The 17,479-nt window shown below is 64.2% G+C and carries 1 protein-coding gene; it reads left to right on the top strand.

All coding sequences use genetic code 11. The features are described 5' to 3' along the window. Window positions 1-198 precede the first annotated feature (198 nt). Entirely contained in the window at window positions 199-17,406 is a 17,208-nt protein-coding gene (locus VF617_RS13705; protein ID WP_331015450.1) for an Ig-like domain-containing protein, read from the top strand. The last annotated feature ends 73 nt before the right edge of the window (window positions 17,407-17,479 follow it).

Here is a 17,479-nt window from a genome sequence, read left to right as displayed (position 1 = left end):
TTATATCCTGTTAACTATCCAGAGTAATTTGTTTATTCTTAAAATACCTGTGATGACGCAAGCTAAAACCACAGTATTATTTAATAATTGTAAGGAATTTTCATCGATTTTTATTCTTTAGAAAATGAGTTTCACTTGATTGACGTTCGCCTCACTTGATCGGTACAAGGCCGTCACTTTTATTCGGGTGGGGCAATCATGGCTACGTATAACGGCACCAACGGTGACGACGTCATCAACGCGGCTGCTGGCAGCAACACGATCAACGCGGGCAACGGCAACAACCGCGTCACCGCCACCGGAACCGGAAGCCAGACCGTCACCGCCGGGACGGGCAACGACACGATCACCACAGGCGATGGCAGCGACAGCATCAACGCCGGCGCGGGCAACAATGTGATCAACGCCGGCAACGGCAACAACAACGTGACCACCCTGGGCGGCAACGACACGATCACTGCCGGATCGGGCGACGACAAGATCGATGCCGGCGACGGGGTCAACGTCGTCAACGCCGGCGATGGCAAGAACGACATTCAGACCGGTTCCGGCGCAGACACGATCACCACGGGCAGCGGCGACGATAAGATCGATGCCGGGGACGGCGCCAACCTGATCCTGGCCGGCAGCGGCCGAAACGACGTCAGGGCCGGCTCGGGCGCGGACACGATCACGACGGGATCCGGCGACGACAAGATCGACTCGGGCGCAGGAAACGACTTCGTCAACGCTGGGGGTGGCGACGACAATATCAAGCTCGGAGCGGGCGACGACATCGCCCGGCACGTGGTGTCGGACAATCTGACCGCGAAAGACAATTATACCGGCGAGGACGGCGTAGACACGCTCCAACTGGTGCTGACCGCGGCCCAGGCCGCCGATTCGGCGATCCTTGCGGACATCCAGCGCTTCCGCGCCCATCTTGCCAGCGGTTCGAACGGCCAGTTCAGCTTTTCCGCTTTCGACCTCAAGGCGCACAAGTTCGAGAAGCTCGATCTCGTGGCTCCGGTCGATGCGAAGAACGACACGGCCAGCGTTTCGGAAGATGGCCAGACGACGATCGCGGTCCTCGCCAACGATGTCGATATCCTCGCCGCCGATTCGAGCGCGCTGCGCGTGATCAGCTATGACGCCGCGGGCCTTCCCGGCACGCTGACCCTGAACAACAATGTTTTCACTTTCGTGCCCGGCGCGCCCTACCAGAACCTGGCCCTGGGCCAGACCGCGACCGTCTCGTTCAATTACACGATGGGCGACGATCAGGGCTATACCGACACGGCGACCGTCACGCTGACCATCACCGGGGCGAATGACGGTCCGGTGGCGATTGTGGACGTCGTTTCCATCACAGAGAATCAGTCCGTCACCGTGGACGTGCTGGCGAACGACATCGACGTGGACAATGGCTATGTCCTCACACTGGTTTCGGCGAACGCGCCTACCGGCCAGGGCATTGCGACGGTCGTCAACAACAACCTCGTGTTCACGCCCGGCGCGAATTTCGATCATCTCGCCGCGGGCGCGACCCAGGCGGTCACCGTAACCTATGCGATGCGCGACCAACATGGCGCGACCTCCAGTTCCACGCTCACCGTCACCGTTACGGGGACCAATGACGGTCCGGTCGCAGTCGCGGACACCGCTGCGGGCACCGAGAACCAGACGCTGACGATCGACGTGCTGGCCAATGATACCGATGTGGACGACGGCCATGTCTTCGCGCTGGTCTCGGCTTCCGCGCCTGCTGGTTACGGCACTGCCTCGGTCGCCGCCAACCAGCTCGTCTTCACGCCGGGCGCCGCCTTCGATCACCTCGCGATCGGCGCGACTGCTGTGGTCACGCTAGCTTACACCATGCGTGACGAGCATGGCGCGCAGTCGAGCTCCACCGTCACCGTGACGGTGACCGGCACGAATGACGGCCCCGTTGCAGTAGCCGACACTGCGGCGGGCGCCGAAAATCAGGCGCTGACTATCGACGTGCTTGCGAACGACACCGATCTCGATGACGGCCATGTCTTCACGCTGGTTTCTGCGAACGCACCGAGCGGCCAGGGCGTGGCTTCGGTCGTCGACAACAGGCTTGTATTCACGCCCGGCACCAGCTTCGACGATCTCGCCGCCGGCGCGACCGAGACGGTCATCGTCAGCTATACCATGCGCGACCAGCATGGCGCGCAATCGACCTCGACGCTCACCCTCACTGTTACGGGCACGAATGACGGCCCGGTCGCTGTTGCGGACACCGCCGCGGGCACCGAGAATCAGACGCTGACGATCGATGTTCTGGCCAACGACACCGACGTGGATAGCGGTCACGCCTTCACGCTGATTTCGGTGAGCGCGCCGAGCGGCCAGGGCGTGGCTTCGGTGGTGGACAACAAGCTCGTCTTCACGCCAGGCACTAGCTTCGACGATCTCGCCGCGGGCGCGACCGAAATCGTGACCGTCAGCTACATCATGGCCGACGAGCATGGCGCGCAGTCGAACTCGACTGTCACGATCACCGTCACGGGCACGAATGACGGCCCGGTCGCCGTCGCCGACGCCGCCGCGGGCACCGAGAATCAGACGCTGACCATCGACGTTCTGGCAAACGATACCGATGTCGATACCGGCCATGTCTTCACGCTGGTTTCGGCTTCGGCCCCGGCCGGCTATGGCGCGGCGTCGGTAGTCGCCAACCAGCTCGTGTTTAACCCCGGCGCCGATTTCGATCATCTTGCGCTTGGCGCCACTGCGGTGATCACCCTGGCCTATACGATGGCGGACGAGCACGGCGCGCAGTCGAGCTCGACGGTCACCGTTACGATCACCGGCACCAACGACGGCCCGGTCGCGGTCGCGGACACAGCCGCCACCACCGAGAACGCCGCTATTACGGTGAATGTGCTCGCCAACGACACGGATGTCGACAACGGCGCGGTGTTCACGTTGCTGAGCGCCTCGGCGCCCAGCGGTAAGGGCGTTGCCACGATCTCGGGCAACCAACTGGTGTTCACGCCCGGCACCGATTTCGATCATCTTGCGGCTGGTGCAACCGAAGTCATCACCGTCCTCTACGCAATGTCCGATGGCCAAGGGGCGGAATCCGCTTCGACCCTGACGGTTACGATCACCGGCACGAATGATGGTCCGGTCGCGGTGGCGGACACCGCGGCGGGCACCGAGAATCAGGCGCTCACGATCGACGTGCTGGCGAACGACACAGATCTGGACGACGGCCATGTCTTCACGCTGCTCAGCGCGTCGGCGCCCAGCGGCTCCGGCGTCGCCTCGGTCATGGGCAACCGGCTCGTATTCACGCCCGGCATCGCGTTCGACCACCTCGCCGCGGGCGCCACCGCAGTGGTGACGCTGGCCTATATGATGGCCGACGAGCACGGCGCGCAGTCGAGCTCGACGGTCACGGTCACGGTCACGGGCACGAATGACGGCCCGGTCGCCGTCGCCGACGCCGCCGCCGCCACCGAAAACCAGGCGCTCACGATCGACGTGCTTGCGAACGACACCGACGTGGATGACGCGCATGTCTTCACACTGCTCGGCGCGGCTGCCCCGAGCGGCAGCGGCACCGCTTCGGTGACGAACAACCAGCTTGTTTTCACGCCCGGAACCGACTTCGATCATCTCGCTCCCGGCGCTACCCAGACCGTAGTCGTGTCTTACACGATGGCGGATGAGCATGGCGCGCAATCGACTTCGACCGCCACCATCACGGTCACCGGCACAAACGACACGCCGACCGTCACATCCGGAGCCGCCGCAGCGCGCGGCACGGTGATCGAGGCCGGCAATGCAGATGACGGCAGTGCGCTTGCGGGCACATCAAGCGCGACCGGCACGCTCACCGCGGCTGATGTGGATGACGGCGCGGCGCTGACATGGAGCGGCAACGCCAACGGCACCTATGGCAGCTTCGCCATCGGCGCGAATGGCCAGTGGACCTATGCGCTCGACAACAGCCGCAGCGCCACCCAGGCGCTGCGCGAGGGCCAGACGGTCACCGAGAGCTTCACGACGACCGTCCGCGATCAGTTCGGCGCGGCCGCGACGCAGACCGTGCAAATCACCGTGAACGGCACTAACGACGCGCCGGTGATCGTCCCCGGCGGCGGCGTGAGCGGCAATGGATCGGGCAGCTATGCGCTCCCGTCAAACGTCCACAATCACAGCATGGCTGCTGCCGTCTCGCTCGACGGGCTGCTTTCGCTCAGTTCGAACGGCAACATCGAAAACTCGACCACCGTTCCGCACGTCACCGTGTCGGCCGTGGCCGACGGCCAGACCGATTGGTACAGCTTCACCGTGCCCAGCGGTGCGACCGTGACGCTCGACGTCGATGGGGCGGCCTTCGACACATGGCTGACGCTCTACAATTCGAGCGGCACTGCGCTGGCCGTCAGTGACGATGCCGGCGGCGATCCGGGCAGCACCTCCGGTCTCGACAGCTATATCAGCACACAGCTCACCGCCGGCACCTATTATATCCAGATGGCACGTTTCCCGTCTGCATCGAGCGCGTCGGGCAGCTACAACTTCCATCTCTCGATCGCGGGCGGCACGGGCGCAAGCTATACCGACACGTTGGTCGAATCGGGCCATCTCGATAACGGTTCCGTCGTAGCTGGCGATGCGGCCGGCAGCGGCCTGGCGCGCTCGACCGATGTCGATGCGGGCGCTACCGCAACCTGGAGCGGCACGGCCAACGGCGCCTATGGCAGCTTCGCCATCGCGACGAACGGCGCGTGGACCTATTCGCTCGACAACAGCCGCGCGGCGACCCAGGCGCTCGACGAAGGCCAGACGGTCACCGAGACTTTCACTATCACTGTCACCGACGAATTCGGGGCAATTGCTACCCAGCCGGTCGTGGTGACGATCACCGGCACCAATGATCGTCCCGTTGCGGTTGCCGACACGGGCGCGACCACCGAGAACCAGGCGCTCACCATCGATGTGCTCGCCAACGATACCGACGTGGACGGCAGCGCCTTCACGCTCGTCTCGGCCAGCGCGCCGAGCGGGCAGGGCAATGCCGCCGTGGTCGCCAATCAGCTCGTCTTCACGCCGGGCACAGCGTTCGACCATCTGGCGGCCGGCGCCGTTCAGGTGGTGACCCTCAGCTACGTAATGCGCGACGAGTTCGGCGCGACTTCAACTGCAAACGTCGCCGTCACTGTGACCGGCACCAATGATGGCCCGGTCGCCGTAGTCGATACGGCCGCGGGCACAGAGAACCAGACCCTCACGATCGACGTGCTGGCGAACGATACAGACGTGGACGATGGTCATGTCTTCACGCTGCTGGGCGCGAGCGCGCCGGAAGGCAGCGGGCTGGCCGCAATCGTCAACAATCGCCTCGTGTTCGCACCGGGCGCCGACTTCGATCACCTCGCGGCGGGCGTCACCCAGACCGTCACGCTCACCTATACGATGCGCGACGAGCATGGCGCGACTTCGGCCAGCACCGTCACCGTAACCGTGACCGGCACCAACGATGCGCCGGTAGCCAGCTTCGATGCCGCAACCACGAGCGAGAATGCAGCGGTCACGATCGACGTGCTCGCCAACGATACCGACCTGGACGACAATCATGTCCTGACTGTCACCGCCGCAATGGTGGCGCCGGCGCAGGGCAGCGTTGCCATCGTCGCGAACCGGCTCGTCTACACGCCCGCCAATTTCGACCACCTCGCGGTCGGCGCCAGCGAGGCCGTGACGATCTTCTACTCGATCAGCGACGCCCAGGGCGGCCAGTCGGCCGCTACCGTGACGGTCACCGTCACCGGCGCCAATGACGCCCCGGTCGCCGTCGCCGATACCGCTGCGAGTACCGAGAACCAGATTCTCGCGGTGGATGTCCTCGCCAACGATACCGATGTGGATGACGGCGCGGTATTCACGCTCGTCTCGGCCTCGGCCCCCGCGGCGCACGGCGTTGCCAGCGTGCTCAACAATCAGCTCGTATTCACGCCCGGAACGGACTTCGATCATCTCGCCGCCGGAGCCACCGAAGTGGTCACCGTCAGCTATACGATGCGCGATGGCCAAGGGGCGGAATCCGTCTCCACGGCCACCATCACGATCACCGGCACGAACGACGCTCCCGTCGCGATTGCCGACACCGCGAACGCGACCGAGGATTCAGTGGTGACCGGATCGGTTGCCAGCAACGACAGCGATATCGACGATGGGGCAACGCGCAGCTTCGCCCTCGATGCTCCGGTTCCCGGCCTCACGCTCAACACCGATGGAAGCTACAGCTTCGATGCGTCGAACGTGGTCTATCAGGATTTGGCGCTGGGCCAGCTCCTCACCGTAGCCGCCAGCTACACTGTCACCGACGACAAGGGCGCAACCGCCGCCTCGACCCTGACCTTAACCCTCACCGGCACGAATGACGGCCCAGTCGCCGTCGCGGACGTAGCGGCGGGCACGGAGAACCAGACTCTCACTGTGGATGTTCTGGCCAACGACACCGACGTGGATAGCGGTCACGCCTTCACGCTGATTTCGGTGAGCGCGCCGAGCGGCCAGGGCGTGGCTTCGGTGGTGGACAACAAGCTCGTCTTCACGCCGGGCACGAGCTTCGATGATCTCGCCTCGGGCGCAACCGAGACGGTAATCGTGAGCTACACGATGCGCGACGAGCATGGCGCGCAGTCGAACTCGACGGTCACCGTGACCGTCACCGGCACCAACGACGGCCCGGTTGCTGTAGCCGACACCGCGGCGGGCACCGAAAATCAGACGCTGACGATCGACGTTCTCGCCAACGACACCGATGTCGACACCGGCCATGTCTTCACGCTGGTTTCGGCGAACGCACCGAGCGGCCAGGGCGTGGCTTCGGTGGTCGATAACAAGCTGGTCTTCACGCCCGGCACCAATTTCGACGATCTCGCCGCGGGCGCGACGGAGATCGTGACCGTCAGCTACATCATGGCCGACGAGCATGGCGCGCAGTCGAGCTCGACTGTCACGATCACCGTCACGGGCACGAATGACGGCCCGGTCGCCGTTGCGGACACTGCGGCGGGCACCGAGAATCAGACCCTGACCATCGACGTTCTGGCGAACGATACCGATGTCGATACCGGCCACGTCTTCACGCTGGTCTCTGCAACCGCCCCCAGCGGGCAGGGCACCGCCTCGATCGTGAGCAACCAGCTTGTCTTCACGCCAGGCGCCGATTTCGACAATCTTGCCGCCGGCGCGACCGAAACCGTCATCGTCAGCTACACGATGGCCGACGAGCATGGCTCGCAATCCGTCTCGACCGCGACGATCACCGTCACGGGCACCAACGACGCCCCAGTGGTGAGCGGCGCGGTTACCGGCGCCGCGACTGAAGACGGCTCGGCCGTGGGCCTCAATGGCCTGGCCAATGCAAGCGACGTGGACGATGGCGCGGTCCTCGCGATTACGCCGCCTGCGACACTGCCGGCCGGGGTCAGCTTCAGCGCGGGGACCGGCGTGTTCACTCTGGATCCGGCCAACGCCGTTTTCCAGTCGCTCGCCATGGGCGCGACGACGATTGTGACCGTGAACTATTCGGTGACCGACGGGACCGCCAGCGTTCCCGCATCGGCCAGCTGGACCGTTACCGGCACCAACGATTTGCCTGTCGTCACTTCGAACGCAGCGGCGGCCGCAGGCAGCGTCGTCGAGGCGGGCAGCAGCGTTGCCGGCACCGCGACCGCGACCGGCGCACTCGCTTCGAGCGATGTCGACACCGGCGCCACCGCGAGCTGGAGCGGCACTGTCAACGGCACTTATGGCAGCTTCGCGATCAGCGCGGCGGGCGTGTGGACTTACACGCTTGATAACAGCCGTGCCGCGACCGAGGCGCTGGCGCCCGGCCAGACCGTGACCGAAACCTTCACTGCGACCGTGACCGACGACAAGGGCGGAACCGCGCAGCAGACGATCACCATCCAGGTCGCCGGCTCCGAGGACAATCGCGCGCCGACGGCCGCAGACGTTTCCCTCTCCGGCACTTCGGGCTCGCTCGGTGGATCGGGTGTGGCGATCGCCCCCTATAATAACGGGTCGGGGATGATCTTCACCCGGCTTATCGACACCAATGGCGACGGCGTGGCGGACACCCCGGATGCGCCGTCGACGCTCTCCGGCGGATACGGCACCGGCCTCGCCACCGGCGATATCGACGGCGACGGCGATGTGGACATGGTCTCGATCAACGGCAGCCAGGTCTGGACCTACAGCAATGTCGGCGACACCGATGCGGACGGCCGAGTGGACTTCGTCAGCACGATGGTTTCGCAAAGCGGCAACGGCAGCCAGGACATCGGCCTCACCGACCTGAACGGCGACGGGAAGCTGGACATCGTCTACAGTTCGTATGGCTCGCTGACCGAATTGATCAATCAGGGCGACAGCGATGCGGACGGAGTGATCGAGGACTTCTCGAGCCGCAGCATCGCCACCAACGGCAGCAACGGCTATACTTATGGCATCGCGACCGGCGATCTCGACGGAGACGGCCTCTCGGACATCGTGATCCCGAATTACGAAGCCAATTGGTATGGCGGCCAGGCAGTCACCGTGATGTTCAACCGCGGCGATACGGACGGCGACGGCCAGATCAATTATGTCAACCAGGGCCTCAATCCGGGCACCATGTCCGCGATGGGCGCGTCGATCGGCGACCTCAACGGCGACGGCAAGGCCGATCTGGTCATCTCACGCTGGGATTATCAGGGCGTCCAGGTGATGATGGGCCGCGGCGACACGAACGGCGATGGCCAGATCGAGTTCGGCGTCAGCAATATCACCATCAACGATTACGTGATGGAAACCACGCTCGCCGATCTCGACGGCGACGGCGACCTCGATCTCTCTTCTTCGGGCGCCAACGGTTATGTGTACCTCAGCCTGAACCAGGGCGACACTGACGCCGACGGCAATCTCAACTTCACCACCACGTCCTATTACACGGGCTATGGCAGTTATGGCCTGGCAGTCACCGATCTGGACGCGGATGGCGATCTGGACGTCTTCGTGCCCAACCAGGGCGGCTATTGGTACGGCAACACCGCCGCCTATCTCAACAATCTCGGTGATACGAACGGCGACGGCGTCGTCGAATTCAGTGTGGTCCCGCTCTCCAACATTCCATCGGCCTGGGATGCGGAGCCGCTCGATGTGGGCATCGGCGGCGGGAGCGGCGCACGTGAGGACGGCCCAATAGTCACCGGCAGCTTCGTCGGCGACGACGTGGACGCGGGCGACGCGGCCAATCTCACTTTCGAGGTACTGACGCAGCCCGGCGAGGGCAGCGTGGTCAACAATGGCGACGGCACGTTCGGGTTCAACCCGGGCGCCGACTTCCAGGATCTGGCGCAAGGCGAGAGCCGCACGGTGACCTTCACGTATCGCGCGGTGGACAGCCATGGGGCCGGCTCGCAGCCGGCAACCGTGACGGTCAGCGTCGCCGGAACCAACGATGCCCCGGTCTCCACTTCCACGCCCGCGGCGCGCGTCGGCTCCGTCACCGAGGCAGGCGACCTGGATAACGGTACAGACGTGGCAGGTACGCCATCGACGACCGGGACGCTCTCCGCGTCCGATGCCGATAACGGCGCGAGCCTCACCTGGTCGCTCCCGGCCAGCGGTGGCAACGGCACCTATGGCACCTTCGCGCTCACCAATGCGGGCGCATGGACCTACACGCTCGACAACAGCCGCGCGGCGACCCAGGGTCTCGCGGAGGGCCAATCGGTCACCGAGACCTTCACGGTGCGCGTCACCGATGAAAAGGGCGGCTTCGCGACCGAGCAGGTCACGATCACCGTCAACGGCACCAACGACGCCCCGGTTGCAGTGGCCGATGCCGGCCCCGGCGTGATCGGCGCGACGGCCATCGGCCCGGAGTTCCAGGTCAACAGCACGACCTATCAGAGCCAGTATCAGTCGAGCATCACTGGCTTGGCCAATGGCGGGTTCGTCGTTACCTGGACCGACCAGAGCAACGGCCAGAATGGCGATTGGGCGAATATTTCGGCGCAGCTCTACAACGCAGCCGGCCAGCGCGTGGGCAACGAGTTCCGCATCAACGCGACCACCACCAACGGCCAGTACGAGCCCAGCACGACTGCGCTCGCCTCGGGCGGGTTCGTCGTCACCTGGCAGGACGACAGCCAGCAGTTCGGCGACAATAGCAGCCTCGCGACCATCGCCCAGATTTTCGACGCATCGGGGCAGCGCGTGGGAAGCGAGTTCCGCGTGAACACCGCGACCACCCACGCACAATATCAGGCGGAAGTCACAGCGCTCGCCTCGGGCGGGTTCGTCGTGACTTATGCGGATCAGAGCCCGCACAACAATGGTGGCCAGGAATACACCAACATCAACTTGCAGATATTCAACGCCAGCGGCCAGCGAGTGGGCGGCGAAATCGTCGCCAACCTCACTACTATCTACGACCAGTATGAACCCACGATCACGTCGCTGTCCGACGGCGGATTCGTGATCGCGTGGCGGGATAGCAGCCAGCAGGGCGGCGATACCGATACCGGAATTCGCGCCCAGCGGTTCAATGCTTCGGGTGCGCGCGTCGGCAGCGAAATCCTCGTCAACACCACTACCCAGGGCTATCAGGGCGAGCCGGCAATGACGGCATTGTCGAATGGTGGGTTCGTGGTCACCTGGCAGACCCAGGGCACCGGGAACAACCAGGACTATGAGAACGTCATGGGCCAGGTTTTCAACGCCCAGGGCCAGCGGGTGGGCGGGGAGTTCCAGGCGAACTCCGTGGTGGTCGGCAGCCAATATCAGTCGGCGATCACGGCGCTTCCCAATGGCGGCTTCGTCATCACCTGGATCGATAACAGCGCGCATTACAACAACAACAATGGCAGCACCGATTATAGCGATATCCGGGCGCAGGTATTCGACGGCAGCGGCCAGGCCGTGGGCAACGAGTTCGTAGTCAACAGCTTCCGCAACTACGACCAAAGCGAGCCGGCGATCACGACGCTGGCCAACGGCACGATCGTCATCAGCTGGACCGACAACAGCGGCCAGAATGGCGACAATAGCGGCGGGGCGATCCATGCCCAGATCTTCAGCTTCCTGACCTATCCGGAAAACGATCCGATCACCTTCGATGTGCTCGCCAACGATACCGACATCGATGCCGGCGCGGTCCTGACGCTGACGTCAGTGAGCGTTCCGAACGGGCGCGGCACGGTCTCGATCGTCGATAACAAGGTCGTCTACAATCCGGGCACCGTCTTCGATCACCTGGCGGCGCGCGACACCGAGAGCGTGACTGTCACCTACACGATGCGCGACCAGTTCGGCGCGACTTCGGGCTCAACGCTGACGATCACGATGACGGGCACCAACGACGCACCTGTCGTGAGCGGCCCGGTGACGGGCACGGCCATTGAGGATGGCGCGAGTTCGACGCTCGACGCCTTCGCCAACACCAGCGATGTGGACGACGCGACGATCTTCACTGCGGTGCTGCCGAGCACGCTGCCGTCGGGCGTCACTTACAACGCAGCGACCCACAGCTTCACGCTCAATCCGGGTGCCGCGGCCTATCAGTCGCTCGCTCCGGGCCAGACGACCACGGTCACGGTCAATTACGGCATCACGGACGGTATCGCCACGACTCCGGCTATCGCAAGCTGGACCGTCACGGGCACCTATGACGGTCCCGCCGTAAGCGGCAACTCTACCGCCACGGTCGCCGAAGACGGCGCGGCCTCCACGATCAGCGGTCTTGCAAGGGCAAGTGCGATCGATTCGGGCAGCACCGTCTCGGTCACGAACGTGCCGGCGACCCTGCCGGCCGGCGTGACTTACAACGCCGCGACCCAGAGCTTTACGCTCGACACCGCAAATGCGGCATATCAGTCGCTGGCTACAGGCGCGACGACGACCGTTACGGTCAGCTATGGCGTCACCGACGGCACCACCACAGTCCCGACCGCCATAGTCTGGACGGTGACGGGCACCAACGACACGCCGACTGTGAGCGGCGCGGTGACCGGCGCTGCTACCGAGGATGGCGCTAGCGTCACGCTTTCTGCGCTGACCGGTGCCGCGGATGTGGACACCGGAACAACGCTGTCGGTCACCAGCATCGGCGCACTGCCGGCTGGCGTGACTTATAATGCCGGGACACAGAGCTTCACGCTCGATCCCGCTAATGCGGCCTATCAGTCGCTCGCTGCGGGCGCGATGAACACGGTCACGGTCAATTACCGGGTCAGCGACGGCGCCGCCTCGGTCGCGCAGACCGCGAGCTGGGTCGTCACGGGCACGAACGACGCGCCTGTAGTGAGCGGCGCTGCGACCGGAACAGCGACCGAAGACGGCGCTTCGTCCGTCATCAACGCGCGCGCCCAGGCATCCGACGTCGATGCCGGGACGACGCTGACCGTAACCGATGTTCCAACGACTCTGCCGGCAGGCGTCACCTATAACGCCGCGAACCAGACCTTCTCGCTCAATCCTGCGGACGCGGCCTATCAGTCGCTTGCCGCCGGCGCGACGACGGTCGTCACGGTCAGTTACAGCGTCAGTGACGGCACGACTTCGACGCCCGCTTCGGCGCGCTGGACGATCACCGGCACCAACGACGCGCCTTCCGGAGCCGGCGCCACGCTGAGCGTCAACGAGGATGTACCGCTGACGCTGACGGCCGCGAACTTCGGCTTCTCGGATGCCGAGGGCAACGCGCTCTCCGCGGTCGTTATTACGACCTTGCCGAGCAACGGCGTGCTCCGTCTCAACGGCACGGCGGTGACGGCAGGTGCGGTGGTTTCGGTCGGTGCAATCAACGCGGGCCAACTCATCTTCACCCCGGCCGCGAACGCCAGCGGAAGCGGCCATGGGAACTTCACCTTCCAGGTCCGCGACAATGGCGGCACCGCCAACGGCGGCCAGGATACCGATCAGTCGCCGAACACCCTGATCATCAACGTGAATCCGGTTAACGATGCGCCAGTGGGCATCAACACGACGGTCGTCGTGCTCGAGGATACGACGTACACGCTGGCACGCGCCGATTTCGGGTTCACCGATGTGGAAGGCAACGCCTTGCTCGCGGTCAAGATCGCCGCGCTGCCCACGGGCTCGCTGCGGCTCAACGGCACCGCCGTCACTGTAAACCAGGTCATCACCGTTGCGGACATCGATGCGGGCAAGCTGACCTGGATCCACGTTCCGAACGCCACCACCAGCGCGGCCTTCTCGTTCCAGGTGCAGGACGATGGCGGCACCGCGAATGGCGGCGTCGATCTGGATCAGTCGAGCAATGGGCTGACGTTCCAGACCACGCCAGTCAATGATGCTCCGGTAGGCGCGGATCGCACCATCACCGCGACCGAAGACACCGCGCTCACGCTGACGACGGCGAACTTCGCGTTCACCGACACTGAGAGCAATGCGCTCGCTTCGGTGACGATCACGACCGTTCCGGCCGCGGGCACCCTGGCGCTCAACGGCGTCGCCATCACGGCCGGCCAGCTCGTTACCGCCGCCGATATCACTGCGGGCAAGCTTGTCTTCACGCCGGCGACGAACGCCAACGGCGCCGGCTATGCCAGTTTCACCTATCAGGTGCAGGACAATGGCGGGACCGCCAATGGTGGCCAGGATACCGATCAGTCGCCCAACACGATGACGATCAACGTCACCGCGGTGAATGATCCGGTCACCGACTTGAGCATGGCAGTCAACCCGGTGCCGGAGAACGTGCCGAGCGTGGTCGTCGGCGTCCTGTCCGCGACCGATGCGGACGTTGCCGATACGTTCACCTATTCGATCCGTCCGGGCCTTGATGGCGCATTATTTACGATCGTAGGCAACGAGCTGCGAGTCGGCGGCACCGGCCTTGATTACGAACAGGCGACGACCCGCCAGGTCACCGTGCGTGCCACCGACGCGGCGGGTTCGTTCTACGACCGGGTGTTCACGATCCAGGTGCTCGACAGCAACGAGATTACGCTAACGACGGGCAGCGACGTGGCGAATGCCGGTGCGACCAACGACCAGGTGCTCGCGAATTCGCTGACGCTCAACACCGGCGATCAGATCACCACCGGCGGCGGGACCGACGAATTGCTCCTGTTCGGCGGCGGAGCGTTCAACCTCTCGACTCTGGCGGCCTATTCGGGGATCGAGACGGTCCGCCTGATCAACCTGACCGCCAACACAGCAACGCTCACGCTCAAGGCAGGCGTCCAGAACGATGTCGTGGTCAGTGGCACGGGCAACACCACCACTATCCTGAACAATCTGGCCAGCACGTTCACCGGCGCCGACGGCGCCGATACCGTAACCGCGGGGACCGGCAACGTCGTCATCAACACCGGCAACGGTAACGACATCGTCACCACCGGCAGCGGCACCGCCAGCGTCAATACGGGGTCCGGGTTCGACACCGTCACGACGGGTGCAGGCGCGGCCACCGTGCTGACCGGAGACAGCAACGATACCGTCACTCTCGGCACCGGCACGGCGACCGTCGATACCGGCACCCAGGACGATACCGTCAACCATAATGGCGGCGCGGCCACGATCGAAACCGGTCAGGGCAACGACGTAATTCGGTTGGGCAGCGGTCTGGCCACCGTCCTGGCCGGGACCGATCAGGACACGATCCTCTATGACCAGAACGGCTTCAATGCCGCGCAGACCATCGACGGCGGCCTCGGCACAGACACGCTGCAGGTCAACGGCATCCGTGACCTGACCGGGGCGACGCTTACCAACCTGGAAACGCTGAGCGCGCAGGGCCAGGTGACGATGACCGCGGCCCAGCTCGCGCAGTTCACGACGATCACCGGCAGCACCGCTGGCCGGGTGACGATCGCCGACGCCACGCTCGACTGGACCGGCAAGACGCTCATCAATGCGACTCTCTACAGCACCAATGCGACCGGCACCCTGTTCAAGGTTTCGAGCGCCACGGCGGCGCTGCAAATCTATGGTGGCAATGGCAATGACACCGTCCAGGTGGTCGGCGCGGCGCTGACTGCCGACCAGCGCGATTATCTGTTCGCGGTCTCGTCGATCGAGACCTTGATCGACAGCAGCGGGACCTATGCGGCCCCGGTGTCGGGCGGCAATCTGATCAGGCTGACCACGGGCACGGATACCGTCGTGGCCGATCCCGGCGACGTGACCGTCAACGCGACCGCGCTGACGCTCAACGCCGCCGACGTGCTCGCCGGCGGGGCCGGGACCGACACGCTGGCGATCTACGGCACGGGCACCTTCAACCTCAATTCGTTCAACGTGACCGGGTTCGAAGAGGTCAAGCTGGTCAACAACACGACCACCACGGTGTCGCTCACCTTGAAGACCAACGAGACGACCAACATCACCGCGACCGGCACTGGCGGGGTCACCGCTCTGCTGAACAACATGGCCAGCACCGTCACGCTGGCCGGCGGCGGCGACACGGTCCAGAACGGAACCGGCACTGCGACGATTTCGACGGGCGCCAATGGCGACACGGTCTTCATGAATTCGTCCGGCGGGGGGACGATCGACACAGGGATCGGCAACGACAACGTCTATCTGGGCACCGGCCTCGTCACGGTCGACATGGGTGCCGACACCGATCAGCTGCGGCTCGACCAATACGGCTTCAACGCCAGCTCGTCGGTCAATGGCGGCAGTGGTTTCGATTACCTGTACCTCTTCGGCAATCGCGATCTGACTGCGACGTCGATCAGCAACTTCGAATATCTGTCGACCAGCGGCGACATCCGCATCACCACCGCGCAGCTGGCCCAGTTTCAGCAGTTCGGCGGCAGCGGCTGGCAATCGAAGGTCACGTTTGGCGAAGCCCTGGTCGATCTGACCAACAAGTCGGTCAGCAATGCCTATTTCGCAAGCTTCAACGCCACCGGCACGACGTTCAAGGTCAACAGCGCGGCGATGGCGACAGCGGTTCAGGGCGGAGCAGGCAATGACACGATCGATGCCGCGACGATCACGCTCAGTGCTGCCGACCGGGAGTTCATCTTCGCGACCAGTGCGGTTGAGACGATCATCGATTTCTCGGGCACCTATACGGCTCCGGCGGCAACTCCCGGCACGATCAAGCTGACGACAGGCAACGATACGCTTCCAGCTCTTCCCGACAGCCAGACGATCATCGCCACATCGGCGACGCTGACCAACGGCGACAACCTGGCGGCCGGGGCGACGGGCACCGACGAACTCAAGCTTTACGGCGGTGGGACCTTCAACTTCGGTGCGCTGGCCGGCTTCTCCGGGTTCGAGCTGATCACGCTGATGAACAATTCGGTGAATAGCGCCACCGTCTACTTCCGCAGCGGCGTCACCACGACCTTCGTGTCGAACAGCAATACCCAGGTCGACGTGTTCGCTAGCGATTCGACCTCGACGATCACCTGCGGTAACGGATCGGACTATATCCGCCTGGCCAACGGCAACAGCACGATCAACACCGGCAACAGCACCGACGTCGTGTGGATGCAGGGCACCGGCACGGCGAATGTGAACATGGGGGCCGGCAACGATGAGCTCCACCTCGGCAATGGCATCGCCGTCGCCGATATGGGCGCCAACGACGATTATGTCCGCGATACCTACGGCTTCGCGGCAGGCAGCGTCCTGGATGCCGGCACGGGCTTCGATTACTTCCGCATCATCGGCACCCGCGATCTGACCACCATCACGTTGTCCAACTTCGAATATCTCTCGCTCGACAGCACCACGGCCACGGTGAAGATGTCGGCCGCGCAGGTCGCGCAGTTCACCTACGTGTACGGCCAGACGGGGTCGAAGATCACCACGGCGGACGCCGTGTTCGACTTGTCGGGCAAGAACACGGGCACCGTCTCATTCCTCAGCGAGAACGCGGCCGGCACCTTGTTCAAGGTGTCGAACTCCGCCGCCGGGTTCCAGGTGGTCGGCGGTTCGGGCCAGGACGGGATACAGGCAGTCGGCTTCACCTTCACGCTGGATCAGCGCACCGCGCTGCTCAACGGCGCGTCGGTGGAGTACATCATCGAAGGCAACACGATCTATGGCGGCAGCGGCAACAACACGCTGACCGGCACGGCTGCGGCTAACACGATCTATGGCAATGGCGGGGACGATACGGTCGATGGCGCGGCCGGGGTGGACTCGCTTTACGGCGGCGACGGCAACGACGTGTTTGTATTCCGTTTCGGCGAAAGCGATGGCGACCATGTCCTCGACTTCAGCGGCAACGGCGCAGGCATCGGAGATTCGCTCCAGTTCGTAGGCTATGGCGCTGGGGCGACCTTCACGCAGATCGACGCCACGCATTGGCAGGTGAATTATAACGCCGGCGCGTCGCACGACGTGATCACGTTCGACAACGCCCCCGCGATCAACACGGCGGACTTCACCTTCGTTTAGAGCGATAAGGGCCGCTTTTCTCACGGAGAGCGGCCTGGTCCACAGTATCAGAGCGTATAGTGAGTAGGTGCAG

Origin of the sequence: Sphingomonas sp. (genome assembly GCF_036388215.1) — a bacterium.
Classification (GTDB): Bacteria; Pseudomonadota; Alphaproteobacteria; order Sphingomonadales; family Sphingomonadaceae; genus Sphingomonas.
The sequence above is the reverse complement of the archived record's forward strand: the minus strand, read 5'-3'. Positions and strand labels throughout refer to the sequence as shown.

Bases quoted from the DNA above. Each gene is read 5' to 3' on its own strand.
- VF617_RS13705 (WP_331015450.1), top strand. From the start codon at position 199: ATGGCTACGTATAACGGCACCAACGGTGACGACGTCATCAACGCGGCT.